Consider the following 23,055-nt stretch of genomic DNA (forward strand, 5'->3'; position numbering starts at 1 on the left):
GGCCGGCTTATAGGACTATCACCTTCATACCGTCAACCAGGAAAAAGCATCGAGGCAGAACCTTTTTCATAAGCGCTTGAAATTGCAGGCTCATGACAGCGCCGCTCCCGAATTCGTCATCCGTCTCCTGGATGTCTGGCCGAGATGGTGCGTACGAATGTGGTGGGTGTTCGATCTATATGCCACCTCTGATCGAGGGCGCCGAACCCCCGTCAAAAAACGGGCGGCACCCTTGCTAAATGCCGATTCCTCGGATACTGCCAGCCTCGTGGAGAGGTGGCCGAGTGGTCGAAGGCGCTCCCCTGCTAAGGGAGTATACCGGAGACGGTATCGTGGGTTCGAATCCCATCCTCTCCGCCACCTTGGTATAAAACCGGGAACGCCGATTCCCGCCGTTTTCCCTCCCTTAGTGGCTATCAGCGCCCTCAACAGCGTGTTTTTGCTGCCGTTGATGTAGATCGCGTCGTCCGCGACCTCGACATGCTGGGCGAAAGCCCGGACGTGATCCCGCCGATAGCCGCCTTTTTCGAGCCGAAGCCCGGTGCGCGCCTCACACGCCAGTTCTCGCACGGCCGCCCCTGTGAGGCCCTTATGGGCCGAGCTTTTCAGCATGGCCTCGGTTCTTACGGCGTCGGCCCGTGCCTGATCCCGTATCGCCGTAAGGCCGGCGATGCGTTCGCCAAGGGCGGATTCGGCCGGGTCGAGCGAACCCGCCTCGATAGCCTCGTAGAGCCGCTTTAGCCGCATATCGGCCTCGGCCGCGCGCTGGTTCAATTCGGCGATGTGCTGGCTGCGCCGCTCGACGCTCTCCTGCCGGCGATCCAGCAGCGAGGCGAGCACATCTTCGATCCGCTCGGGGTCCAGCAGCCTTTCCTCGATGTGGCTGACCACGATGCGGTCCAGCTTGTCCATCGGGATCGCGCGGCCCTTGCAGCCGGTTTCGCCCTGCCGTGCCCGGATCGAGCAGGCGTAATAGCGGTAGCGGCCGTTCTTGCCTGTGCGGAGCGTCATGGCCCCGCCGCAATTGCCGCAATAGCAAATGCCGGTCAGCAGGTTCGGGCCGCTGACGACGCGCGGCGGCGTCACCTTCGGATTGTTGACCTGCAACCGCTTCTGCACCGCCTCGAATATCTCAAGGTCGATCAGCGGCGGCACCGCGACGGTGACGACTTCTTCCTCGGGCTTCACCTCGCCTTTCTTGGAGCGGCGGTTGAACCGATGTTCGCCGATATAGGTGCGGCGGGTCAGGACGCGGTGAAGCTGGCCGATGCCCCAACGCCCGCCGCTGCGGGTGAACATGCTGTGCCTGTTGAGGTAGCTGACGATGTTCTTGACGCCCATGGGGCCGGACGTGCCATCGCCTTCCGATGCAAGGCGGAAGATCAGGCGCACGGTGTCGGCGTGCAGCGGGTCGATTTCCAGCTTCTTCTTCATCTTCGTGCCACGCTGCTCGGCATCGACCACGCGGTAGCCGATGGGCGGCAGCGAGCCATTCCAGAAGCCTTGCCGCGCGTTCTCCTTCAAGGCGCGCAGGACGTGCTTGGCGTTCTCCTTCGACTGGTATTCGTCGAACAGCGACATGATCCGCCGCATCATCTGGTGGATCGGATCGTCACCAAGTTCCTGCGTCATGGAAACGAGCTTGACGCCGTTCCTCGCCAGCTTCCGGTAGTAGTATTCCATTTCAAATTCGTCGCGGAAGAACCGCGAGAAGCTATGCACCACCACCACGTCGAACGCTGGCGGCTTGGACGTGCCGGCTTCGATCATGCGCTGGAACTCGGGGCGGCGGTCGTTGGTCGCCGATGCGCCCGGCTCGACGAAGGTTTCGACAAGCTGATAGCCGCGAGACTCGCAATAGGCTTCGCCCTGCCGCTTCTGGTCGGGGATCGACACGTCATGCTCGGCCTGCCGGGCGGTCGAAACGCGCAGATAGAGCGCGGCGCGCAGGGCGACGTGCGGGGAATGAATGTTCATAGCGCGCCTCCTTTCGCCGCGCGGCGTTCGAGCAAGGGCAAGGCCAGCTCGACGCGATCATGCAGCACTTTGGGCACGAGCTTCTGGCCCTCGCCGGGGTCCATGCGGATCAGACCGTAGCTCGCCATCTTCTTGAGGGTTCGGGACAGGTTGGGCTTTGCCCGTCCCGTGATCCGCGACAGTTCCTCAAGCGAGCCGGGCGACTGCTCGTCGATGACGCGCAGCAGCTCGCGGTTCCCGCTGGATAGAAGCTGCGCGAAGGATTCCATGGATGTGAACCACACCTTCGGATCGTCCGCCGCCGGTTTTTCCTCGCCCTTGGCGATCCGCATGGTGCGGGCCTTCATCTCGTCGTAGCCGGCAATCCCGACTTTCAGGGTCGTCATGTTACGCCTCGCTCCTTCAATACCGCGTCCACCGCCTGCCAGAAGTCGGCCAGCAGCGTGGCCGCGTCCTCGTAGGCGTAGGGCTTCACGGTCTGGAGGCGGTGCCGATGGTCCATCGGCTCGCCGCGCTTCCCCCGGCCGACCGGATGGGCGTTATCGAAGCCGACCAGCCGTTCGCCCGAAGGCCCGTGAAGCGTGAGCGAATAATCGAGGCCGTGCGGCTTCTCCGGGGACGCCGGAACGCGGGTGACGATGAACTTCACCCAATGGCCGCCCTCGGGATCGACGACAAGCACCTGACCGTCGAGGTCCAGAAGCGTGTCGAGGCTCTGGTCACGATCCTCGCTCATGACTTGCTGTTATCATCTGAAGATAACAATGGCAAGTCCTGATTGTCGGGATCGAGGTCGATGGGGCCGAACAGGCGGTCGAGCACATGGCCGAAATACCGCTCGAAGATTTGCAGTTCTTCCTCGGTGATCGGCACCTTTTCGGGCCAGTCGTCGAAGACCGGCAGCGCCTCAACATCTACGATGCGAAGCGGCGACCTGCGACGTTCCCGGCCGTCTGGTGTGGGTTCGTCGGCGTAGTCGAAAAGATCGTAGGGAAGTGCTTCGGGGACCGGGTGTCGCGGTCGCCCTTTGCGGGCGCGGCGGCGCTCTGCGCACATGGAATCCTCCTTGGTTCTGGTGGATTCCGGGGCGCTACAGGTCCCGGAATTAAGCGAACCATGGAGGGCAGTCGGCGGCCTGTAGCGTGCCGCATTTGCGCCTATGCGCTGGCGGCACCCCTGCCGGGATGGGGTTAGCTTGCGGCTCGCCGGGCCTTGGCGAAACCGCGATCCGTGGCGATGAAGTGTTGAAGCATCGGCACGATGAGCTTGGCGGGATCGGCGACGGGCTGGCCGCTCTCGCGGGCCAGCACCTCGGCATAGGCGATCAGATCGCGATTGAGGGTTGCGGGCAGCTCCAGCATGACCTTCACGGGCTTGTCGTCTGGCAGCGGGCCGAGTTTCAGTTTCGTCATGGTCAACCTCCTGCCGGCTCGAACACAAGATCGCGGGTGACGATGATCCTGACCGGAAAGCCCGGCCGGATGGTGAGCGTCGGCGCGACCTGCAACTGGCGTTGGACGATCTGCTGGCCGGCCTGATTGACGGTATCCTGCGCCCCGTCGCGGATAGCGCGGATCAGCCGGTCCTCGTCGCTCGTCGCCAGCTCGGAACCGACTGCAAGCAGCGTGGACAGCCCTGCGGCCTTCATTAGATCCCACCAATGGTAATCAACCCCGTCTTCCAGCCCGGCATAGCCGCTGGCGTCCGCGCCCGGCAGGCGCTCCAGAACGATGGAGCGGCCGCCCGGCAGGATCAGGCGGTTCCACACCAAAAGCACCCTGCGCTGGCCGAAGGTCACGCCATCGTCGTATTGGCCGATGATGCGGGTGCCCTGCGGGATCAGCAGCAGCGAGCCGGTCGGGCTGTCATAGACGTTCTCCGTCACCTGTGCCGTGATCTGGCCCGGAAGGTCGGAACGGATGCCGGTGATGAGCGCGGTGGGGATCACGGCCCCTGCCTGAAGGATGTAAGGCGAGGCCGGCGGCGTGACTCGATCCGGCGCGACGGTCTGACGGTCCACGGGTCCGTTGAGGAAAGTCGTATGCCGGTCCTGTGCCACGGGCTGCCCGCCGAGGCCAAGACCGGCAAGGCCGGGCATGGCCGTTCCCGCCGGCGATCCCGTGCGCGGGCCGGACTGAAAAAAGACGTTGCTCAAGCGCGCGGCTTCTTCCTCGGCCCTGCGGCGTTCTTCCTCGGGATCGACGGCGGGCGTCGTCATGACGGGCGGCGCGACTGGCTGGCCCCTGTTCTGCGCGTCGAGGATCGGACGGCCGAGGTCGCCGGGCAGCGCCGGGCCGAGCGCCGGCCCGCTATAATCGCTCGGCAGGCCGGAAAGGCCGTCCGCCGTGGGGCGGTTTTCGGTCGAATAGAGTTCGTCGCCGCCCGGTCCCCCGTCTCGGGTCTGGAGCGCGTAGATCAGCACGCCGCCGATGCCGAGAAGCGCGACGGCTCCGACGCCTGCCAGCATCTTGCGGGACAGACGGGTGACGCGGGGCGGCTCGGCGCGCAGCCGCATGGGCGCGGCGGTATCGGTGATGGTGTTGTCGCTCATGACGGGGTGTCTCCGGTCGCACTGGCGGGCTGCGTGGCGGCGGCCTGCGTCGGGTTGGTGCGAACGATCCTGACGACCTGCTGGCGATTGCCGCTGCCAAGGCGCAGCTCGGCCGCGCCGAACAGGCGGTCCACGATCAGGACGTTCTGGTGGATGCGGGAATTGACGATCTGCGGCTCGCCGTTCGATCCAAGCACGAAGATCGGCGGCATCTCGCCTTGCACGATCCCGGCCGGGAAGACGACATAGACGCGCCTGCCATCGTCGAAGACGGAAACCGGCCGCCATGGCGGGCTGTCGCCCTGCACCTGCAAGGCGTAGCGATAGTTCCGCGCCGCCTCGGCCGGAATGATCGGCGCGGCCGGGACCGTCTGACGCTGGCCGGCAGGCGGTGCCGGATAGGCCCATGCGACGGAAGGCATGTAGAGCGATTCCCGCGCGCGCAGCTCGAGCATGTAAGTGCGCCGGTCGGTGGTGACGACAAGGTTGGTGGAAATGTCCGGCCGTGTCGGCTTCACGAGGATATGGACACGGCGGTTTGCGCCGCTGCCGCTCTCGGTGTCGCCGATAATCCACCTTGTCGTATCGCCGGCCGCGATCGGCCCCGCGCCTGTCAGGCTTTCGCCCGGCTCCAGCGCAATGGTGGTGATCTGCCCGACTGCGGCATAGACCTGATAGAGCGCGCCTTCCGACCACGGATAAATCTGGATAGCGTTGTAGTAGCCTTCCCGGCGCGGCTCGACGCGGGCGGCGGCGTTGGCGTTCTCGACGCGGCCAGTCGGCGTGCCTGCGGCGGTGCCGCCGCGCGCCACGGTCCATGCCGGGGGCACATGCAGCGGCCGGGGCGTGTTGTCGGTTGCCGCCGCCTGCACGGTCGGCAGCGGCGGCACGCTGGCGTCGTAGCTGAATTGCGGCGTCCGGTTGGTGGCGCAGCCTGCCAAAGTAATTGCAAACGCCGTCGCAAAAATCGCATAGGTTAGCGACTTCAGGATCAGTAAGGAGGAACCGACAGAATGGATTCTGTGCCGACGATTGTTGCCCGGTATATCGATGCCTACAACAGGATGAATGTACAGGCGATGCTCGACTGCCTGTCGGGCGACGTTCGGTTTATCAACAGATCGAACGGAGAGACGACGAACGAAACGCACGGGATCGAGGCATTTCGTGCGCTGGCGGAACAGGGCGTCCAGTTGTTTGCTGAAAGAGAACAGACGATCCTCGACTGCATCGCGATAGACGACCGTGCAGCGGCGCGCATCGGCTATCGTGCCAAGGTCAAAACCGACCTGCCCAACGGCTGGAAGGCCGGGCAGAAGATCGAGATGACTGGCACTTCGTTCTTCACGATCTCCGAGGGAAAGATCAGCGAGGTGATTGATGCAAGCTGACGCTTTCATTGGCTCATCTCCCGCGACCAGTTGATGGCGTTGATGTAGATGCCGAACGGGTTGGCCGCTATCGCTTCGCGCGAACGCGGGGTCTGGATCACGATGGTCAGGATCGCGGTCCATCGTTCGGTTCTGGCGAGCTGGCCGTTTTCGTAATGGCGCTCCGTCCAGGCAATCCGAAACGAGTTCGGCGAAGCCCGGAGTCGGCTGTTCACTTCCACCGCGACTTGCTGCCGGCCAATCCTCGTGAACGGATCATTGCTGCGCGCATAGTCATTCAGGGCCGCCGCACCGCGATCTGTGGTGTAGTCATAGGCCCAATGCCAGAACTGGCTTACGATGACCGGATCAGAAGACAGGCTTCGGACCCATATGATGAAGTTCTCCAACTGCTTCCCGATCTGCTCGTCGGATAGCGTGTAATTGGCGATGGCGGGGCCGGACACACGGACCTCGTGATTGCGATCCACCTCAACCACCCAAGGCACGACGGTTCCCTGAGCCGATTGCCAGACAAGGGCGGCCGCAAACGCGGTCGAAACAAAGAGATTGCCGAAGGCCATATAGCGCCAATTCTTAGCCTGCACGCGGGCCGAGCCGATACGCTCGTCCCACACTTGCGCGGCGCGCTGATAAGGCGTCTCGGGTTCCGGCGTCTTGCCGTAATGGGTTGCTGGTCGTTTGAAGATGCTCATGAGCGGTCACTTTCGGAAAGGTTGACGGAAGAACCGGAGCCGTGGCTGTCACCGGAGCGCACCGCATGGGCGGCCATGGTGGTGCCGTGATTGAGGGCCTGCCGGCGCTGCATCCGCTGCGCCCAAGCCGGAGGGCTGCCGGCCGGGCTGGATGGCGCGGCTGCGGGTTCGGCGCTTGCGCCGCCGACCGTGCCCATGGTGGAGCTGCCGCCCCCCGCGCCGAATCCCGCCTTCGCGCCTTCGGAGAAGCTGGACTTGATGCTTTCGCTTGCTCGGGATGTTGCGCTGGAGGCTGCGCGTTTGAGCGGAGAGATGGCGGCCGAGCCTGCCGCTCGGGCGACGCCGCCGAGGCCGGAGGCAACGCCTGCCGCCCCGGATTGGCCGAGCGAGCCGACGCTATAGGCAGCGGTCGCCGCGCCCGCGGACGTCGCGCCGCCCCGAACGGCCGCGGCTCCAGCGGACAGGGCAGCAGCGCCGCCCTTCGCGGCAAGCATGGCCCCGCCGCCAGCCGCTGCGCCGCCGGCAAGCACCATGCCGCCGGCAGCGAGGCCCGTGCCAACGGCCGCGCCTGCGCCGAGCTGCGGCCCGCCAGAGACGATGCCGTTGGCAATGCCGGGACCGAAGATACCGAGGCCGAGCAGCGACAAGGCTGCCAGCACAATCGCCATGGCGTCGTCTATCGTGGGGGTCGCCCCGCCGAAACCGGCCGTGAATTGCGAGAACAGTGTCGAGCCGATGCCGATGATGACGGCGAGGACCAAAACCTTGATGCCCGACGACACTACGTTGCCAAGCACCTTTTCGGCCATGAAGGCGGTCTTGCCGAACAACCCGAACGGGATCAGCACGAAGCCGGCAAGCGTGGTCAGCTTGAACTCGATCAGCGTCACGAAAAGCTGAACAGCGAGGATGAAAAAGGCCAGCACGACCAGCGCCCATGCGAACAGCAGGCACGCGATCTGGATGAAGTTCTCGAAGAAGCTGATCCAGCCCATCAGGTCGGAAATGGATTCGAGCAGCGGGCGGCCGGCGTCGAGGCCGGTCTGCGCGACGCGGCCCGGCCGCATCAGATCGGTGACGGAAAAGCCCGTGCCCGACGCCATCAGGCCGAGGCCGGCGAAGCTCTCGAAGACAATCCGGGCGAGATTGTTCCAGTTGGAAATGATGTAGGCGAAGACGCCGACGAACAGCGTCTTTTTGACAAGCCGGGCAATTATGTCGTCGTCCGCGCCCCATGCCCAAAAGAGCGCGGCGAGCGTCACGTCGATGACGATCAGCGTCGTGGCGATGAAGGCGACCTCGCCGCCGAGCAGGCCGAACCCACTGTCGATGTAGGAGGTGAAGACTCCGAGGAAATTGTCGATGACGCCTGTGTTGCCCATGGTCAGCGCGCCTCGCTGCGGTCACGTCCGAGGAAGCGGTCGCGGGATTCAGCCCATGCGGCGAGGCAGCCGGCGTCACTCGCCGCCGCCTCGCCGAGCTGTTGGCAACGGCGCAGGGTTTCGCGCAGCGGATCGGCCGGGGGCTGGAGGGCCGATGCCGGCCTTGGCGCGGAAGGCTCGTCCTTCCGCGCCATGTCGATTGCGGTCGCCGTGACGGCGATGGCGACGAACACCACGGCCCCGAGGCGGGCCAGCATCTTGCCGTCCATGGCGAGCCTCCCGTCAGTTGTTGCCGTTGAACATCTGCGCGTTGCCCGGCTGATAGCCGCTGCCCGGCGTGAGGAAACGGCGGCGCTGCTCGCGGCCCTGTTCGGCGGCGGCGGCGCGTTCCGCTTCGGTCAGCGCGTCAGCCCGGCCGTTCGCAGAGATGACGGCGATCAGGTCGGAAAGCTGCTGCGACTGGAGCGCGAGAAGCTGGTTGCCGGCCTGCGTGGCTTGCAGCGCGCCGGTCGCGCCTTGGCTCTGGCCGACAAGCGCGGCCATCTCGGCGCGGTTGCTGTCGATGTTGCCGACCGCACCCGCCTGCACGCGCATGGCGTCCTGCAAGCCGCCGACCGTGTTCTCCCAGCGGCTCCGCGCATCGGCGACAAGCTGTGCGTCGGTCGTCGAAAGCGAGACATTGCCGTATTGCTGCTGAAACGCTTGGTCGATCTGCCCGACCTCGAACGCAATGTTCTGTGCTTGGCTAAGAAGCTGCTGCGTCCGGCTCACGTTCTGCTGGAGCTGCTGGAGCGACGAATGCGGCAGGCTCGCCAGATTGCGGGCCTGATTGATGAGCATCTGCGCCTCGTTCTGGAGGCTGGTGATCTGGTTGTTGATCTGCTCCAGCGTGCGCGCTGCCGTGAGCAGGTTTTGCGCGTAGTTGCTCGGGTCATAGACGATCCGGCCGAAACCGAATTGCGCATGGGCCGGGCTTGCCAGCATGGGCGACAGCGCGACAGGCACGGCGAGCGCCAGCGCAAGGGCCGAAGCCCCGACGAACTTGGAATAGGTCATGGAAGAATCTCCTGTGTGGGGTGGGCATCGAGCCGGGCCGGCGCGGCGGATTCCGGTCGGTCGGCAAGATTGGTGAGGTTGGGGATCAGCTCGGCCGCCCAATCGACGCCGCGCGCGCGCAGCCATGCGGCGAGGAAGCCGTCGCGGCCGGCTTCAGTGACGATCTGTGCAATGAGCGTCTGGTCGGATTTGGCGGATGCGGCGCAGAGCGCGAGGCCGATTTCGGACAGGCCAAGCTCGAACAGGCGATTGCCACGCCTCGACTGGCAGTAATAATCGCGCTTGGGCGTGGCCCGTGCGAGAATTTCGATCTGCCGATCATTCAACCCGAAACGCCGGTAAATCTCGGTAATCTGCGGCTCGATAGCCCGCTCGTTCGGCAGCAGGAGCCGCGTCGGGCAACTCTCGATGATGGCGGGCGCGATGTTGCTGCCGTCAATGTCGGACAGGCTTTGCGTGGCGAAGATGACGGATGCGTTTTTCTTGCGCAGCGTTTTCAGCCATTCGCGGAGCTGGCCGGCGAAACCCTCGTCGTCCAGCGCAAGCCAGCCTTCATCTATGATGAGCAGCGTGGGTCGTCCGTCGAGCCGGTCGCCGATGCGATGGAACAGGTATGACAGGACGGCCGGGGCCGCGCCGGTCCCGACAAGGCCCTCGATCTCGAACGCCTGCACGTCCTCCGAGCCGAGATGTTCGGCTTCGGCGTCGAGCAGCCGGCCATAGGCACCGCCGACGCAGAACGGCCGGAGCGCCTGTTTCAGATCGTTGGATTGCAGCAGCACCGCAAGGCCGGTGATCGTGCGTTCCTCGACCGGGGCCGAGGCGAGCGAAGTCAGCGCCGTCCAAAGATATTCCTTCACCTCGGGCGTGATGGCGACGCCTTCGCGCATAAGGATGGCGGCGATCCAGTCCGCCGCCCATGCGCGTTCATAGGTGTCGTGGATGCGGGCAAGCGGCTGGAGCGAGACGGACGCCTCGGCCCCCTCTGTCAGCCCGCCGCCAAGGTCGTGCCAGTCGCCGCCCATGGCGAGCGACGCGGCGCGGATCGAACCGCCAAAGTCAAAGGCGAAGACCTGCGATCCTGCGTAGCGGCGAAACTGGAGCGCCATGAGGGCGAGCAGCACGCTCTTGCCCGCGCCCGTGGGGCCGACGACAAGGGTGTGCCCCACGTCGCCGACATGGAGACTTAGCCGGAACGGCGTTGAGCCTTCGGTCTTTCCAAAGAGCAAAGGGGGTGCGCCGAAATGCTCGTCCCGTTCCGGCCCCGCCCACACCGCCGACAGCGGGATCATGTGGGCGAGATTCAAAGTGCTGATAGGCGGCTGCCGCACATTCGCGTAGGCGTGTCCGGGCAGGCTGCCGAGCCATGCGTCAACCGCGTTGACGCTCTCGGGCATGGCTGTGAAGTCGCGGCCCTGAACGATCTTCTCGACCAGGCGCAGCTTCTCGTCGGCTATGCGCGGGTCGGCATCCCATACGGTGATGGTGGCCGTGACATAGGCCATGCCCGCCACGTCCGCCCCAAGCTCCTGCAAGGCCATGTCGGCGTCGAGCGCCTTGTTGGCCGCGTCGGTGTCCATCAGCGCGGACGCCTCGTTGGTCATCACCTCTTTCAGAATCGCGGCGATGGACTTGCGCTTGGCGAACCATTGGCGGCGGATGCGGGTCAGCAGCCGCGTCGCGTCGGTCTTGTCGAGCAGGATCGCGCGCGTGCTCCACCTGTAGGGGAACGGCAGGCGGTTCATTTCGTCGAGCAGGCCCGGCGTCGTCGCGGTCGGGAATCCCACGATGGTCAGGACGCGCAGATGCGCGTCGCCAAGGCGCGGCTCCAGCCCGCCGGTCAAGGGCTGGTCGGCGAGCAGCGCGTCGAGGTGCATCGGCACCTCGGGCACGCGCACGCGATGCCGGTTGGTCGAGATGGTGGAATGGAGATAGGTCAGCGTCGCGCCGTCATCCATCCAACGGCACTCGGGCATGAAGCCGTCGAGCAAGGCCAGCACGCGGTCGGTGCGGTCGATGAAGCCGCGCAGCAGCTCCCACGGGTCCACGCCCGTTTTCTCGCGGCCCTCGTAGAGCCATGTTTCGGCGCGGGCGGCTTCCTCGGCCGGGGGCAGCCAGAGGAAGGTCAGGAAATAGCCCGACACGAAATGCGTGCCTGCTTCCTCGAAACCAGCCTTGCGCTCGGCATCGACCAGCGCCGATGCGGCATCGGGAAAGGTGCTGTCGGGATAGGTCGCGGCTTCGCTGCGCTGCGCCTCGACGAAGATGCTCCAGCCGGAGCCGAGGCGGCGCACGGCATTGTTGATGCGGCCGGCGACGGCGACCAGCTCGGCGGCGACGGCGGAATCCAGATCGGGACCGCGAAACTTCGCGGTCCTCTGAAAACTGCCGTCCTTGTTCAAGACGACGCCGGAGCCGAGCAATGCGGCCCATGGCAGATAGTCGGCGAGCCGGGCGGCGGTGCGGCGATATTCGGAAAGGTTCATCATGGCCGCGCCCTCACACCGCCAGATGGCCGGGGACGCGCAGATGCCTGCGCCCGACCTCAACGAATTGGGGATCGCGCTTCGCCGCCCATACGGCTGCGAAATGGCCGATGGCCCAAATGGCGATGCCGACCAGCCAGAGGCGCAGGCCGAGGCCCACGGCCCCGGCCAGCGTTCCGTTCATGATGGCGATGGAGCGCGGTGCGCCGCCGAGCAAAATATGCTCGGTCAGCGCCCGGTGGACCGGGATCGAGAAACCCGGCACCGCGTCGAGCTGTTCGAGTCCGCCCGCCATCAAACGAGCGCCCCGCCGCCGAAGGAGAAGAACGACAGGAAGAAGCTTGATGCGGCGAACGCGATGGACAGGCCGAAAACGATCTGGATCAGGCGACGGAAGCCGCCGCTGGTATCGCCGAACGCGAGGGTCAGGCCCGTCACGATGATGATGATGACGGCGATGATCTTGGCGACCGGCCCCTCGATGGACTGGAGGATTTGCTGCAAGGGCTGTTCCCATGGCATCGACGAACCGGAGGCATGGGCGGCCGGGGCGAGCATGAGGCTGATGGCAAGGGTGGATGCGGCGGTCGCGGCGAAGCGATAGCCGCGCGTGAGCGTGCGGATCATGAAGATACTCCTGTGCTGGTGGGGATGGCCGAAGGTATGGGATGCGTGATGCGGTAGTCGCCGTCCGGCCCCAGCCCCTCGACGCGGGCAAGCTCGGCGAGCCGGCGCGCGGAACCGCGCCCGGAAAGGACGGCAACAAGGTCGATAGTCTCGGCGATGAGAGCGCGCGGGACGGTGACGACAGCCTCTTGGATGAGCTGTTCAAGGCGACGGAGCGCGCCGATGCCGGTGCCGGCATGGATGGTGCCGATCCCGCCCGGATGGCCGGTGCCCCACGCTTTCAGAAGGTCGAGGGCTTCGGCACCGCGCACCTCGCCAATGGGAATACGGTCGGGGCGCAGGCGCAGCGAGGAACGGACCAGATCGGAAAGCGTCGCCACGCCGTCTTTCGTCCGCATGGCGACAAGGTTCGGCGCAGCGCATTGCAGCTCGCGCGTGTCCTCGATGATGACGACGCGATCCTGCGTCTTCGCCACCTCGGCGAGCAGCGCGTTGGTCAGCGTGGTCTTGCCGGTGCTGGTGCCGCCTGCCACCAAGATATTGGCGCGGGCTGCGACGGCTTCGCGCAGCGTTTCCGCCTGCTCGGCGGACATGATGCTCGCCGCCACATAGTCGTCGAGCGTGAACACCGCGACGGCGGGTTTGCGGATGGCGAAGGCCGGCGCGGCGACCACTGGCGGCAGCAGGCCCTCGAACCGCTCGCCGCTCTCGGGCAGCTCGGCCGAGACGCGCGGGCTGCGGGCATGAACCTCTGCGCCGACATGATGCGCGACCAGCCGCACGATACGTTCGCCATCGGCGGCAGACAGCCGTTCGCCCGTGTCGGAAAGCCCTTCGGACAGCCGATCCACCCAAAGGCGGCCGTCCGGGTTCAACATCACCTCGACCACGGCCGGGTCTTCGAGCAACCGGGCAATGGCGGGGCCGAGCGCGGTGCGCAACATGCGCGCGCCGCGCTGGATCGCTTCCTGTCTGTGGTGGTTGGTGGTCATGTCGGCCCCGGCTTCTGGCGGGGCGCAACAGGCGGTCCCCGGACGGGGTCGATTAAGAAAGCCCGGAATTGGGCTGGTTCAACAAGTATCTAAGCGGCGGCGGCAATCGGCGGCCATCGGCGGTAAATGGGACGGGTCCGAATACCTATTCTTGATCGCCGTTGCTCTCGGATTCGTCCGGCAACGGATCGTCGGGAAGTGAGTCGAGGTCGCGCGACAGCTCTTTGAGGAACCTGTCGCCGGACGCCAGACGTCGGCCGAGATTCTGCATGAAGCCCTCGAACCGCTCCGCACCTTTTGCACGGGCTGCGGATTGCGCGGCTCCCGTAAGCGGCGGCGTGATGGTCATCCAGAAATGGATGAACTGCGCGACCGTCTCGCCGAGGACGGCGAGATCTAGGTCGAGCGTGTCGATCTGGCGGCCGAGCTTGTCCAGTCGGCGCGACATGGCGGCTTCAAGCTGGTCGTCGGCATCGCCGGACAGATAGGACATGACCGCCGCCTCCACGATTGCGGATTTTGAGACATTGCGGCGCAATGCCACCGAGCGGCGCAGCGCCATCGCCTCGATCTGCGGAATGAGCGCGGGGTCGAAATAGATATTCAGGCGGGTGCGTGTGGTCATGGGCGTGTCCTCAAAGCTCAATGCCATCATCGGGGTTCAGTGCCACCTGCCGCGCGACCATCCTCATGCGCTGGCGCATGGCGCGGGCCTTGGCGGCGTCAACGTCCGGCTCGTCGTCCAAGAACTCGAACTCCTGTTCGGGCGATGGCGGAGGGGCGACGATTTCCTCTTGGCTTGGCAATTCCGGCTCGCGGCGGATGCCGGCATTGGCCGGATCACCCTCGGTCCCGTCTGCGGCATCGGTCACGGAACGGCTTTCCGCCGCGACTACGCGGCCGGACCAATCATCGGCGGATGGGCTGGTCGCCAGCGGAGCGGCGACCAGATCGGGCGGGGTCAGGATGCGTTCCTGAAACCGCGCGTCCTCGAAATAGCGTGCCTTGGTCGCGCGGATCGGCGGCGTGCCCGCCACCATCACGATTTCGTCGGTGGGCGGAAGCTGCATGATCTCGCCCGGTGTGAGCAGCGGCCGGGCCGTCTCCTGCCGTGACACCATCAAGTGACCTAACCACGGGGCAAGGCGGTGCCCTGCATAGTTGGTGGAGTCGCGCAGCTCGGTCGCGGTGCCTAATGCGTCTGAAACGCGCTTGGCCGTCCTTTCGTCGTTCGTGGCGAAGCTGACGCGGACGTGGCAGTTGTCGAGGATCGCGTTGTTCGGCCCATAGGCGCGCTCGATCTGGTTGAGACTCTGCGCGATCAGGAAGCCTTTGATTCCATACCCCGCCATGAAGGCGAGCGCCGATTCAAAGAAGTCGAGCCGGCCGAGCGCCGGAAACTCGTCCAGCATCAACAGCAGCCGATGGCGCTTGCCGGAGGTGGTCAATTCCTCGGTCAACCGCCTGCCGATCTGGTTGAGGATCAAGCGAGTAAGCGGCTTGGTGCGGTTTATGTCGGACGGCGGCACGACCAGATAGAGCGTGACGGGCTGGCGGCTGCCGACCAGATCGGCAATGCGCCAGTCGCATCGTGCCGTCACCCGCGCCACCACGGGATCGCGGTAGAGGCCGAGAAAGGACATGGCGGTGGAAAGCACACCCGACCGCTCGTTCTCGGACTTGTTCAACAGCTCGCGGGCCGACGACGCGATGACGGGATGAACGCCAGCCTCGCCGAGATGTGGCGTGTCCATCATGGCGCGCAGGGTCGCCTCGACCGGGCGGCGCGGATCGGACAGGAAGTTGGCGACGCCCGCCAGCGTCTTGTCTTTCTCCGCATAGAGAACATGCAGGATCGCGCCGACCAGCAGGCTATGGCTGGTCTTTTCCCAATGGTTGCGCTTGTCGAGGCTGCCTTCGGGATCGACCAGAATATCCGCGATATTCTGCACGTCCCTGACTTCCCACTCCCCTTGCCTGACCTCCAGCAGCGGGTTGTAGGCCGACGATCTAGCATTGGTCGGATCGAACAGCAGGACGCGGCCATGCCTCGCGCGAAAGCCCGCTGTCAGCGTCCAGTTTTCCCCTTTTATGTCGTGGACAATGGCGGATGCCGGCCATGTCAGCAGCGTCGGCACCACCAGCCCGACGCCCTTGCCGCTGCGCGTCGGGGCGAAGCATAGGACATGCTCGGGGCCGTCATGGCGCAGATAGTCCCGTTCGTATCGGCCGAGCACGACGCCATCGGGGCCAAGCAAGCCGGCGCTGCGGATTTCCTTGTCCTCGGCCCATCGCGCCGATCCGTAGGTGGCGACGTTGCGCGCTTCCCGTGCGCGGATGATCGACATGAAGATTGCGGCGGCGATGGCGAGGAAGCCGCCCGATACGGCGATGATGCCGCCCTCGACGAAGATCGCGGGCGCGTAGGCGTCGAACGAAAACCACCACCAGAAGAAGGCGGGCGGATAATAGACCGGCAGGCCCGCCAGCTCGAACCATGGTGCGCCAAGCTGCGGCTGGAAGCCGAGGCGGAACGCCGTCCATTGCGTCGCTGCCCACACCATCACCAGAACGATGGCGAAGACGACAGCGATTTGACCCCAAAGGATTCGGCCTCCGCGCAATGCAGGCTCCAGTCGGCAAAAGAGACGGAGCCGATCAGAGAGTAGGCAAAATCGGGACGGGCAACAGGAAAGAGGCTGCCGGAGGGCTGCCGGATACTATCGGCGGCAAATAGGACGGGTTGCCTCGGCATCGTCGCCGATGCTGGTGCCTATGCCGGCTGACGGAAACGAATCGCGGCTGGAAGTCAGTAGGTGCGGACGATCCGGCCCATGTCGTTAGCGAGCGTGAGCAGGTTGCGAAGCGCCGCGTTGCGGTTGGACGGCGACCAGATCGCCGAGAACGTGATCGGCTCCGGCTCGTCGGCGAACGGCAGAAAGACGATGCCGGTTGTGGGCAGCAGCGCCGTGGCTGCCCCGACGATGGTGACGCCGAAGCCCTGTCCGACCAAGGACAACAGGGTGCCGCGCCCCACGTCGAAACGCAGGATCGACGGCGCGGGCCAGCTTCCGGCGAGGCGCAGAATGATATGGTCATGCGCTTGCGGGCCGGTGCCGCCATGCCGGACAAGGAACGTCTCGCCGACCATATCGGCCCATGTGACGGTTGCCTGCCCTGCGAGACGGTGCTGCTCCGACAGAACGGCGACCAGCGGCTCCGTCCAGATGCGACGGGAATTGCAGTCAGGCAGTTCGGGTGTGCCGGCCACGAAAACTATGTCGAGCATGTCGGCGCGAAGCTGCATGACGGTATCGCGGGCCGTGCCCTCGGCGATCTCGACCTCGATGCCGGGGTGGTCTTCCCGATACCGTCCGATCAGCTCGGCGAGGAAACTGCGGGGGATCAGGGCGTGGATGCCGATACGAAGCCGGCCGCACTCGCCCACCGCCGCCATGCCTGCGGTCTTCACCGCATGGTCGAGTTGATCGACGCCGGCCGCGATCCGCTCGACGAAGTGGCGTCCGGCTTCTGTCAGGCGAACACCTCGCGCATGGCGCTCGAACAGGAGGATGCCAAGGTCTTCTTCCAGCGCCTTCACGCGGGCGCTGACGCTGGATTGCGCCACGCCGAGCGCATTGGCGGCGTGACGAAAGTTCAGATACTCGGCGACGGCAAGCGTCTGAATCAGCGATGCCATGGGGATACGCGATCCGAGTGCGGTTGATATGCCCGATTGCCGGTCGATCATTGGCGCTGAACGGCGGCGCATAGCTTTAGCGCCTCCGCTCTAGTCGGCTCCCAACCATGGGCGACGGCATAGAAAGCACGGTAAGACCAGAAGGGGGCATCTCACCTCGCAATGTTCATCGCTGCGGACGGGTTGTTCGCCTTCGCCGCCAAATATCTGCCGGTGAGTGTCTGTGCCTCCCGAGCAAGTGCGATAGGCGGGCCTTGGAAGACGATTTTTCCGCCATTCCGGCCCGCCTCCGGCCCCATGTCGATTATCCAGTCAGCGTTGGCGATAACGTCAAGGTTGTGTTCGATAACGATCACGGTGCTGCCGCCATCTACCAATCGGTCTAGGATTTTGAGCAACCGGCCGACATCGGACATATGCAATCCGGTGGTAGGCTCATCGAGGATATAGATTCCCTCGCCGTCCCCGAGCTTCATTGCGAGCTTGAGGCGCTGGAGTTCGCCGCCTGATAGCGACGAAAGCGGCTGCCCAACACTTAGGTATCCCAAACCGACAGCGATCAAAGCATCCAGTGTCGGCGTGATTTCAGGATTGTCGAAAAAACGTCGAGCGTCCGACAGGGGCATCTCAAGAACATCACTGATCGACTTTCCACGAAGGCGCTTCCTTAGAACGCTCTCCTTGAACCTCTTGCCTTGGCAAGTCTCACAAACTGTTTTGATCGGATCGAGAAACGCAAGATCGGTATAGGCGATCCCTAGACCTTGGCAGTCAGGGCAAGCGCCACGCGAATTGAAGCTGAACAGGGATGCGCTGGAGCGAGTTGCCTGTGCGAACTCGTCCCTAATGGGGTCCATAATCCCGGTATAGGTCGCTGGCGTCGAGCGGGAAGACACACCGATGGCCGATTGGTCGATAAGCACGGCCTCGGGAAAGGCAGACGCAAAAGCCCCACTGATGAGCGAGCTTTTTCCAGACCCGGCGACGCCTGTTACAACAGTCAGGACTCCCTTCGGCACATCGACATTGACGTTTTTCAAGTTGTTTCCGGTGGCGTTTCGTAGCGGGAAAGAACCTTTGGCCGAGCGAACGTGCGCCTTGATAGCGAACGGCGCTCGTAACGCCTTGCCGGTCGGAGTGCCTGACGCCAGAAGATCGGGGACCGAGCCTTGGAACATGACTGTTCCCCCGTCGCGTCCAGCACCGGGGCCGATGTCTATGACATGATCTGCGATGGTGATAACGTCCGGGTCATGCTCCACGACAAGGACCGTATTTCCCTTGTCGCGGAGCTTCTTGAGCATCCGAGTAAGGCGATCCACATCACGGGGATGCAGCCCGATACTCGGCTCATCAAGGACATAGATCACCTCGACCAAGCTGGAGCCAAGGTGACGGACCATTTTAATTCGCTGCGACTCTCCGCCAGAAAGCGACCCGGTTTCCCGGTCCAGACTTAGATAGCCAAGCCCGATGTCGATAAGCTGTTCCAGACGTTCAATGACATCGCCGGCCAGTTGAGATGCGACGCTGCCCGATAGTTGAGCTAACACCTTCACCAGTTCTTGGCACTCTAGAGCGGCCATATCCGCAATATTGTAACCGTCTATCCGGCACTCCAGCGCGCGTTGATTGAGGCGGCTTCCTCCGCACGCTTGGCATGGCCCCGATATTACGAATTTTGCAGCGCCAGCTTTTGTTGCATCTGAAAGGTCGGACGTGTCACGGCGAATGTATAGGCGGGTAAATTTGCTCGCTACGCCCTCAAAGGGTGCGTGGCGGGCTGTCGCACCTGATCCGATAAGCACCTTGCGGCCTGACCCATAGAGCAAGTCATGCCACTCGTCTTTCGTGTAATCTTTCAGCTTCTTGTCGTTATCGAAACGACCAGACTGCGTATAAACTTTGATATGCCATCCGTCTTTCCCGAAAGGGCCATGGCGGAACGGTCCTTCATTCAGTGATTTTTCAAGATCGAAGAAAGCACTGTGATCCAAGGTTCGTGCTGTGCCGATCCCTTCACAATTCGGGCACATGCCTTCGGGATCATTGAATGAAAAAGCGTTCGAGTATCCCGCATAGGGTTGCCCCACACGCGAGAATAGAAGCCGAAGCAGAGCATAGGTGTCGGTATAGGTGCCAACCGTCGAGCGAGCGTTTCCGCCGACACGCTTCTGCGAGATGATTACAGGGGTTGAAAGGTTGGTGATGGATTCGACGTCCGGCCTTCCGTAGTGCGGCAAACGATTTCGCTGGAAAGCCGTGAAGGTGTCATTGAGTTGTCGTTGTGCTTCCGCGCCAACGGTATCAAAAACCAAAGACGATTTGCCGGACCCGGAGACGCCAGTGAAAACCACAAGCCCGTTCCGGGGAATATCAACATCAACATTCTTGAGGTTGTTTTCCGCTGCGCCCCGCACCTCTATGGCTCTGGCATCGGAATGGAGTGCGAGGGAAGCGCCGTCCGTCATACCAGCCCACCATCAGCACGAATGTTCTGTCCAGTGACCCATCCCTGCGATTCGTCAACGAGCATCCCGACGATGCCCGCAATATCAGACGGTCGGCCCAAACGCCGTAGCGCAGTCATGTAGGTGAGATTGGTAAGCGTTTCCTCGTCTGCATCCCGGCGCAACAGATCGGTATCTGTTGGCCCGGGCGATACCACGTTCACCGTGATCCCTCTCGCTCCCCATTCCCGCGAGGCGACGCGAGCGAATTGCTCGACCGCTGCCTTGCTGGCTGCATAAACTGCTTCCCCGGCTGACGGCCATGCCGTGCCTATCGTGGAAATGCAGACGACCCGGCCATTTTCGCGCATGGCGTGTCCGGCCTGCTGCATGGTGAATAGTGTTCCCCGAGCGTTGATGCCCATCACTCGGTCGAACATTTCCGGCGTTATGCTTTCGATGGGCGCATGTTCGATGATGCCTGCCGAGCAAACCAACACGTCCAAAAACGGACCATCGTTTTTTCCGAACCAAGCCGAAGCGGTCTGGAATAACGAAGAAACTGCATCAATGTCAGCTTGATCGGCTCTGAACGCCCTTACGGCGCGACCGGCATCTTGATGAGATTTCTCGACCGAACGAGCGGCGTTTTCATCACTCTGGTAGGTGAACATGACCGCAAAACCATCTTCCGCGAGCCGGTCAACAATGGCTTTTCCGATCCCCCGTCCGCCGCCAGTAACGATGGCGCTGCGCTTATGTTCGATCATGTCTTTCCCGCGATTCTGGTCATTCCAAGTTGACACTAGCACGCTCCCCCTGACATCATTCTGTCAGGGGGAAACGGAGAAGATCATGCGTCGCGCAGAACGGTTGTTCCGCATCGTCGGGCTGTTTCGGGATCGAAAGGTGCTGACGGCGGCAGAGCTGTCAGAAGCCCTAGAGGTCTGCGAGCGCACGATTTATCGTGACATCGCGCACCTGCAAGCCTCGGGCGTCGGCATCGAAGGCGTCGGGGGCATCGGCTATGTAGCAGACGACAACCTCCAGCTACCGCCGCTCAACTTCTCGCTGGATCAGATTGAAGCGTTGGCCGTGGGATTGAGTTTTGTCATGGCTGCCGGGGATACGGAATTGGCGCAAAGCGCCGCTGCCGCGCAATCGAAGATCGACGCTGTGCTCCCCGTAACGTCAAAGCCAATGTTGGCCGACACGCCCATTGTCGTGTCGCGCCGCGCGGCTGGCCGCGCGCCGCCCCATGCAGCGACGATACGCCGGGCGCTCCGCTCCCGGTCCATCGTCGAGTTCGACTATCAAAGCGATCAATCCAAGCGCGCTCGGCGGCGGTTGCGCCCCATGGCGCTTACTGCATTTTCCGACTGCTGGATTGTTAGCGGATGGTGCGAAACACGGCAGGCATTGCGAAATTTCAGGCTGGACAGAATAGAAAATCTTAGAGTCACCAATGACACCTTCGACAGCATCCCCGGTCACGATATTGCCGGGTATGTGAAACATCGGCGGGAGTTGTTGGTCCATCGCAATCGCGGCGCTTCGCGCACGCAAGCACTAAATTCCTAGCCCTCTCTGCCGCCCTAGCTGCCACGAAACCGATCCGCCCTGCACGACGCCCATAACCTCGCGGCCGAGCTGGCGGTCGATGACCGGCCGCCACGGGACTAGCGTAAACTCATGGGACTGCTCGACCACGGCGAACTTGCCGCTCGATAGCTGCATGGTGCCGGTGAACTTGCCGCTGACGTTCTCGCCGTCCGTGGCGGCACGGAACGGCAGCCCCTTGCTCTCGGCCATCTCCGCGCCGACGCGGGCAACCTCGCGCTCGCGCAAGGTGGCGAGAAGGCTGCGACGGTAGAAGATGCGGCCATTCCGTGCTCGAGTGGCGTCGCTGTGTTCGATATGATGCTCGCGGCGCTGGTCCATCGCCTCACGCACTTGCTGGCCGAAACCGGCCGGCGCAAGGTCCGCTGTTTCGCCATGGACCAATCGCCGGTCCAGCCATGTCGCGCCGTCCGATCCGATCTGCTTGCCTAGATCGACCGGAGAAAGGACGCGCACGCTGGCCTGCCGGTCGCGGCCGGCGTCATAGACAGCGGCACGGCTGACCAGATCGTCGGGGATGCGCCATTGGTCGGCGTCGATCCGCTCGACGATACCGGCCCGGCGCAGCGCCTCCAGCCGGCGGACATGGGCATCGACATAGCCCTCATAGTCGCCGCCGGGAACGCGGCCCTCGAATTTCGCCTGCTCCAGATGGCGGCTCGGCCGATAGATGCCGTCCTCGGCAATGGCCCTGATGGTGCGGTCGGACGGCCGGGCCGTCGCCTCGGCCGGGCCGATCTGGATGACGCTGCCGATGCGGGCATCTTCCAGCCGCTCGGGCGCGATGCCCGCGATGTGATGCGTCCGCCCGTCGATCCCGTCCACCACGATGGTCAGGTCTTCGCCCAGCTCGTCTGATAGATGCTTGTCCACGACGCGGCCGACAATAGGCGTCTCTGGCGCTCCGTCATGGATTTGGAAACTCATGGGATCGCGTTCGCCGCCCTGCGGGCCGAGCGCCTTCTGCATGGTGCGGATAATGTCGCCGCGCTCGCCCAGCTCGCGCAGGGCCGGCTCCATGTCCTTGCTCAATTCCCAAACGCCGGGCGCGTGTTCGGTCGCCAGCCCCATCTTCTCCAGCTTGCCGAGACGGCGCAGGCGCAGCGTCCGCTCGAACTGCCGCTTCGGCTCTGCCGGTTCATGGCGCAGATCGAGGAAACGGGCATCGGCTTCCTCGACCATGGCGCGGTCGATCCGGGTGAAACGGTCTTGGTCGATTTCGGCGGATAGCTTGCGGGTCTGCTCGATCTCGGTCACGGGGCCGAGTTCCAGACTGGCAAGCTCGCTGGCGCGCTCGCGCAGGCCAGCGGAAAGGTAGTCGCCGTTGATGACTAGATCCCCGCCGGCATCGTCACGGCCGTTGACGATGATATGCACATGGGGATGGCCGGTGTTGTAGTGATTGACGGCAACCCAATCGAGTTTCGTGCCGAGGTCCGCTTCTACCTGTTGCATGAAATCGCGGGTGTAGGCCGTGAGGTCCGACAGCTCCGCGCCGTCCTCGGGCGAGACGATGAATCTGAATTGGTGGCGGTCGTCCTTACCGCGATCAAGGAAGGCGTCGCCATCGGCGCGGTCCTCGGTCGCCGAATAGAGCCGGCCGCGCTCGCCATCGCGTGACGTGCCGTCGCGCTGGACATAGCGCAGATGCGCGCGGGCGCGTCCGCCCTTCCACGCTGCCCGGACGCTGCGCTGCTTGACGATCACGCGGCGGCTGCCGGGCTGGCGATGATGCCATTGGCCGGAGATGTTGCGGGCGCGCACGAAGCTCGCGCCCCGGCCGCGCTTCACGCCCTTGCCGCTGGCGGCCACGGCGCGGGACCGCCCCGGCGATGACGGGCGGGCGGATGACGGCATGGAAGGATCGCGGGAGGCTGCCGCCTGATGCTGCCGGGTGATCTTCTTGACCTGCGTGAAAAAGCTCTTGGTCTTGCCGGCCTTCGGCGTGTCGGATCGGATGCGGCCGGGCTTTGGGCGGAAGCGGTTTTCGTCGTCGGCGCTCATGGGCGCGACTCCAGCCAAAACCGCCGAAAACAGGCCGATATGGGCCTATGGTGCCGCTCGAAACCCTGCAAAGCCATGGCTTTGCGCGAAATCGCGGCACGCGGCCCCTCAAAACCATGGTGCC

Annotated in this window: 23 protein-coding genes, 1 tRNA gene and 2 pseudogenes; 4 read left to right on the top strand and 22 right to left on the bottom strand. The window is 64.0% G+C overall.

All coding sequences use genetic code 11. The annotated features are described in order from the left end of the window. Positions 1-270 precede the first annotated feature (270 nt). Positions 271-360: transfer RNA gene (locus NDN16_RS02710), tRNA-Ser, on the top strand. A 120-nt stretch (positions 361-480) separates the two neighbouring features. Beyond that, positions 481-741 carry a hypothetical protein gene (locus NDN16_RS02715; RefSeq protein WP_251112100.1) on the top strand — a complete coding sequence of 87 codons (261 nt, stop codon included), beginning with the start codon at positions 481-483 and terminating at the stop codon, positions 739-741. A 195-nt stretch (positions 742-936) separates the two neighbouring features. On the opposite strand, the pseudogene NDN16_RS21030 reads toward NDN16_RS02715, so the two are convergent. From NDN16_RS21030 to trbG, 7 genes and pseudogenes are all read right to left on the bottom strand, one after another. After that, positions 937-1,977: pseudogene (locus NDN16_RS21030) on the bottom strand (recombinase family protein); the annotation flags it as partial. Continuing rightward, complete coding sequence (locus NDN16_RS02720) at positions 1,974-2,363, bottom strand: transcriptional regulator (RefSeq protein WP_251112101.1); 390 nt, start codon at positions 2,361-2,363, stop codon at positions 1,974-1,976. The pseudogene NDN16_RS21030 and the gene NDN16_RS02720, both read right to left, overlap by 4 nt. Continuing rightward, positions 2,360-2,713, bottom strand: a complete 354-nt coding sequence (locus NDN16_RS02725) for a toxin-antitoxin system TumE family protein (protein WP_251112102.1) — start codon at positions 2,711-2,713, stop codon at positions 2,360-2,362. Before NDN16_RS02725 ends, NDN16_RS02720 begins: the two co-directional genes overlap by 4 nt. Next, positions 2,710-3,033, bottom strand: a complete 324-nt coding sequence (locus NDN16_RS02730; RefSeq protein ID WP_251112103.1) for a hypothetical protein — start codon at positions 3,031-3,033, stop codon at positions 2,710-2,712. Before NDN16_RS02730 ends, NDN16_RS02725 begins: the two co-directional genes overlap by 4 nt. A gap of 134 nt (positions 3,034-3,167) precedes the next feature. Beyond that, on the bottom strand, positions 3,168-3,389 hold the full coding sequence (locus NDN16_RS02735) for a DUF2274 domain-containing protein (RefSeq protein ID WP_251112104.1): 222 nt from the start codon (positions 3,387-3,389) through the stop codon (positions 3,168-3,170). A gap of 2 nt (positions 3,390-3,391) precedes the next feature. Then, positions 3,392-4,528 carry a TrbI/VirB10 family protein gene (locus NDN16_RS02740; protein ID WP_251112105.1) on the bottom strand — a complete coding sequence of 379 codons (1,137 nt, stop codon included), beginning with the start codon at positions 4,526-4,528 and terminating at the stop codon, positions 3,392-3,394. Further along, on the bottom strand, positions 4,525-5,523 hold the full coding sequence (trbG, locus tag NDN16_RS02745) for a P-type conjugative transfer protein TrbG (protein ID WP_435301053.1): 999 nt from the start codon (positions 5,521-5,523) through the stop codon (positions 4,525-4,527). Before trbG ends, NDN16_RS02740 begins: the two co-directional genes overlap by 4 nt. A gap of 18 nt (positions 5,524-5,541) precedes the next feature. Here trbG and NDN16_RS02750 point away from each other — a divergent pair, with 18 nt between their 5' ends. Beyond that, a complete protein-coding gene (locus NDN16_RS02750; RefSeq protein ID WP_251112107.1) occupies positions 5,542-5,919 on the top strand; it encodes a nuclear transport factor 2 family protein in 378 nt (125 codons plus the stop codon). A gap of 5 nt (positions 5,920-5,924) precedes the next feature. Here NDN16_RS02750 and trbF read toward each other — a convergent pair whose 3' ends face one another. The 13 genes from trbF to NDN16_RS02815 all read right to left on the bottom strand — a co-directional run bounded on the left by trbF (position 5,925) and on the right by NDN16_RS02815 (position 20,077). After that, positions 5,925-6,614: a conjugal transfer protein TrbF gene (gene trbF, locus NDN16_RS02755; RefSeq protein ID WP_251112108.1), complete on the bottom strand. Its 690-nt coding sequence runs from the start codon at positions 6,612-6,614 to the stop codon at positions 5,925-5,927. Continuing rightward, positions 6,611-7,996 (bottom strand): P-type conjugative transfer protein TrbL, encoded by a 1,386-nt coding sequence (trbL, locus tag NDN16_RS02760; RefSeq protein ID WP_251112109.1) that lies wholly within the window; start codon positions 7,994-7,996, stop codon positions 6,611-6,613. Before trbL ends, trbF begins: the two co-directional genes overlap by 4 nt. 2 nt (positions 7,997-7,998) lie before the next feature. Next, entirely contained in the window at positions 7,999-8,265 is a 267-nt protein-coding gene (trbK-alt, locus tag NDN16_RS02765) for a putative entry exclusion protein TrbK-alt (protein WP_251112110.1), read from the bottom strand. A gap of 13 nt (positions 8,266-8,278) precedes the next feature. Further along, complete coding sequence (trbJ, locus tag NDN16_RS02770; RefSeq protein ID WP_251112111.1) at positions 8,279-9,052, bottom strand: P-type conjugative transfer protein TrbJ; 774 nt, start codon at positions 9,050-9,052, stop codon at positions 8,279-8,281. Further along, positions 9,049-11,541 (bottom strand): conjugal transfer protein TrbE, encoded by a 2,493-nt coding sequence (gene trbE / locus NDN16_RS02775; RefSeq protein WP_251112112.1) that lies wholly within the window; start codon positions 11,539-11,541, stop codon positions 9,049-9,051. Before trbE ends, trbJ begins: the two co-directional genes overlap by 4 nt. 10 nt (positions 11,542-11,551) lie before the next feature. Then, positions 11,552-11,833 (bottom strand): VirB3 family type IV secretion system protein, encoded by a 282-nt coding sequence (locus tag NDN16_RS02780; RefSeq protein ID WP_043619038.1) that lies wholly within the window; start codon positions 11,831-11,833, stop codon positions 11,552-11,554. Further along, on the bottom strand, positions 11,833-12,165 hold the full coding sequence (locus tag NDN16_RS02785; RefSeq protein WP_021696279.1) for a TrbC/VirB2 family protein: 333 nt from the start codon (positions 12,163-12,165) through the stop codon (positions 11,833-11,835). The genes NDN16_RS02780 and NDN16_RS02785 overlap by 1 nt, the downstream gene beginning before the upstream one ends. Beyond that, positions 12,162-13,157 (bottom strand): P-type conjugative transfer ATPase TrbB, encoded by a 996-nt coding sequence (gene trbB / locus NDN16_RS02790; RefSeq protein WP_251112113.1) that lies wholly within the window; start codon positions 13,155-13,157, stop codon positions 12,162-12,164. Before trbB ends, NDN16_RS02785 begins: the two co-directional genes overlap by 4 nt. 145 nt (positions 13,158-13,302) lie before the next feature. Continuing rightward, a complete protein-coding gene (locus NDN16_RS02795; protein WP_251112114.1) occupies positions 13,303-13,782 on the bottom strand; it encodes a CopG family transcriptional regulator in 480 nt (159 codons plus the stop codon). Positions 13,783-13,792: 10 nt separating this feature from the next. Next, the gene (locus NDN16_RS02800) at positions 13,793-15,781 is read right to left on the bottom strand and encodes a conjugal transfer protein TraG (protein ID WP_251112115.1); all 1,989 of its coding nucleotides are present in this window, start codon (positions 15,779-15,781) and stop codon (positions 13,793-13,795) included. Positions 15,782-15,966: 185 nt separating this feature from the next. After that, positions 15,967-16,857, bottom strand: a complete 891-nt coding sequence (locus tag NDN16_RS02805) for a LysR family transcriptional regulator (protein ID WP_251112116.1) — start codon at positions 16,855-16,857, stop codon at positions 15,967-15,969. A 152-nt stretch (positions 16,858-17,009) separates the two neighbouring features. Beyond that, positions 17,010-19,328 (bottom strand): excinuclease ABC subunit UvrA, encoded by a 2,319-nt coding sequence (locus NDN16_RS02810; protein WP_251112117.1) that lies wholly within the window; start codon positions 19,326-19,328, stop codon positions 17,010-17,012. Beyond that, a complete protein-coding gene (locus tag NDN16_RS02815; protein ID WP_251112118.1) occupies positions 19,325-20,077 on the bottom strand; it encodes an SDR family oxidoreductase in 753 nt (250 codons plus the stop codon). The genes NDN16_RS02810 and NDN16_RS02815 overlap by 4 nt, the downstream gene beginning before the upstream one ends. Before the next feature lie 85 nt (positions 20,078-20,162). On the opposite strand from NDN16_RS02815, the gene NDN16_RS02820 reads away from it, so the two are divergent. Continuing rightward, positions 20,163-20,888: a helix-turn-helix transcriptional regulator gene (locus tag NDN16_RS02820; RefSeq protein ID WP_251112119.1), complete on the top strand. Its 726-nt coding sequence runs from the start codon at positions 20,163-20,165 to the stop codon at positions 20,886-20,888. Here NDN16_RS02820 and NDN16_RS21195 read toward each other — a convergent pair. Then, positions 20,877-22,109 (bottom strand): DUF3363 domain-containing protein, encoded by a 1,233-nt coding sequence (locus NDN16_RS21195; RefSeq protein WP_435301054.1) that lies wholly within the window; start codon positions 22,107-22,109, stop codon positions 20,877-20,879. The two genes, NDN16_RS02820 and NDN16_RS21195, sit on opposite strands and share 12 nt — an antisense overlap. A gap of 174 nt (positions 22,110-22,283) precedes the next feature. Then, positions 22,284-22,931, bottom strand: a pseudogene (locus tag NDN16_RS21200) (relaxase/mobilization nuclease domain-containing protein); the annotation flags it as partial. Positions 22,932-23,055 lie beyond the last annotated feature (124 nt).

This window comes from Aureimonas altamirensis (assembly GCF_023702225.1).
Classification (GTDB): domain Bacteria; phylum Pseudomonadota; class Alphaproteobacteria; order Rhizobiales; family Rhizobiaceae; genus Aureimonas; species Aureimonas altamirensis_B.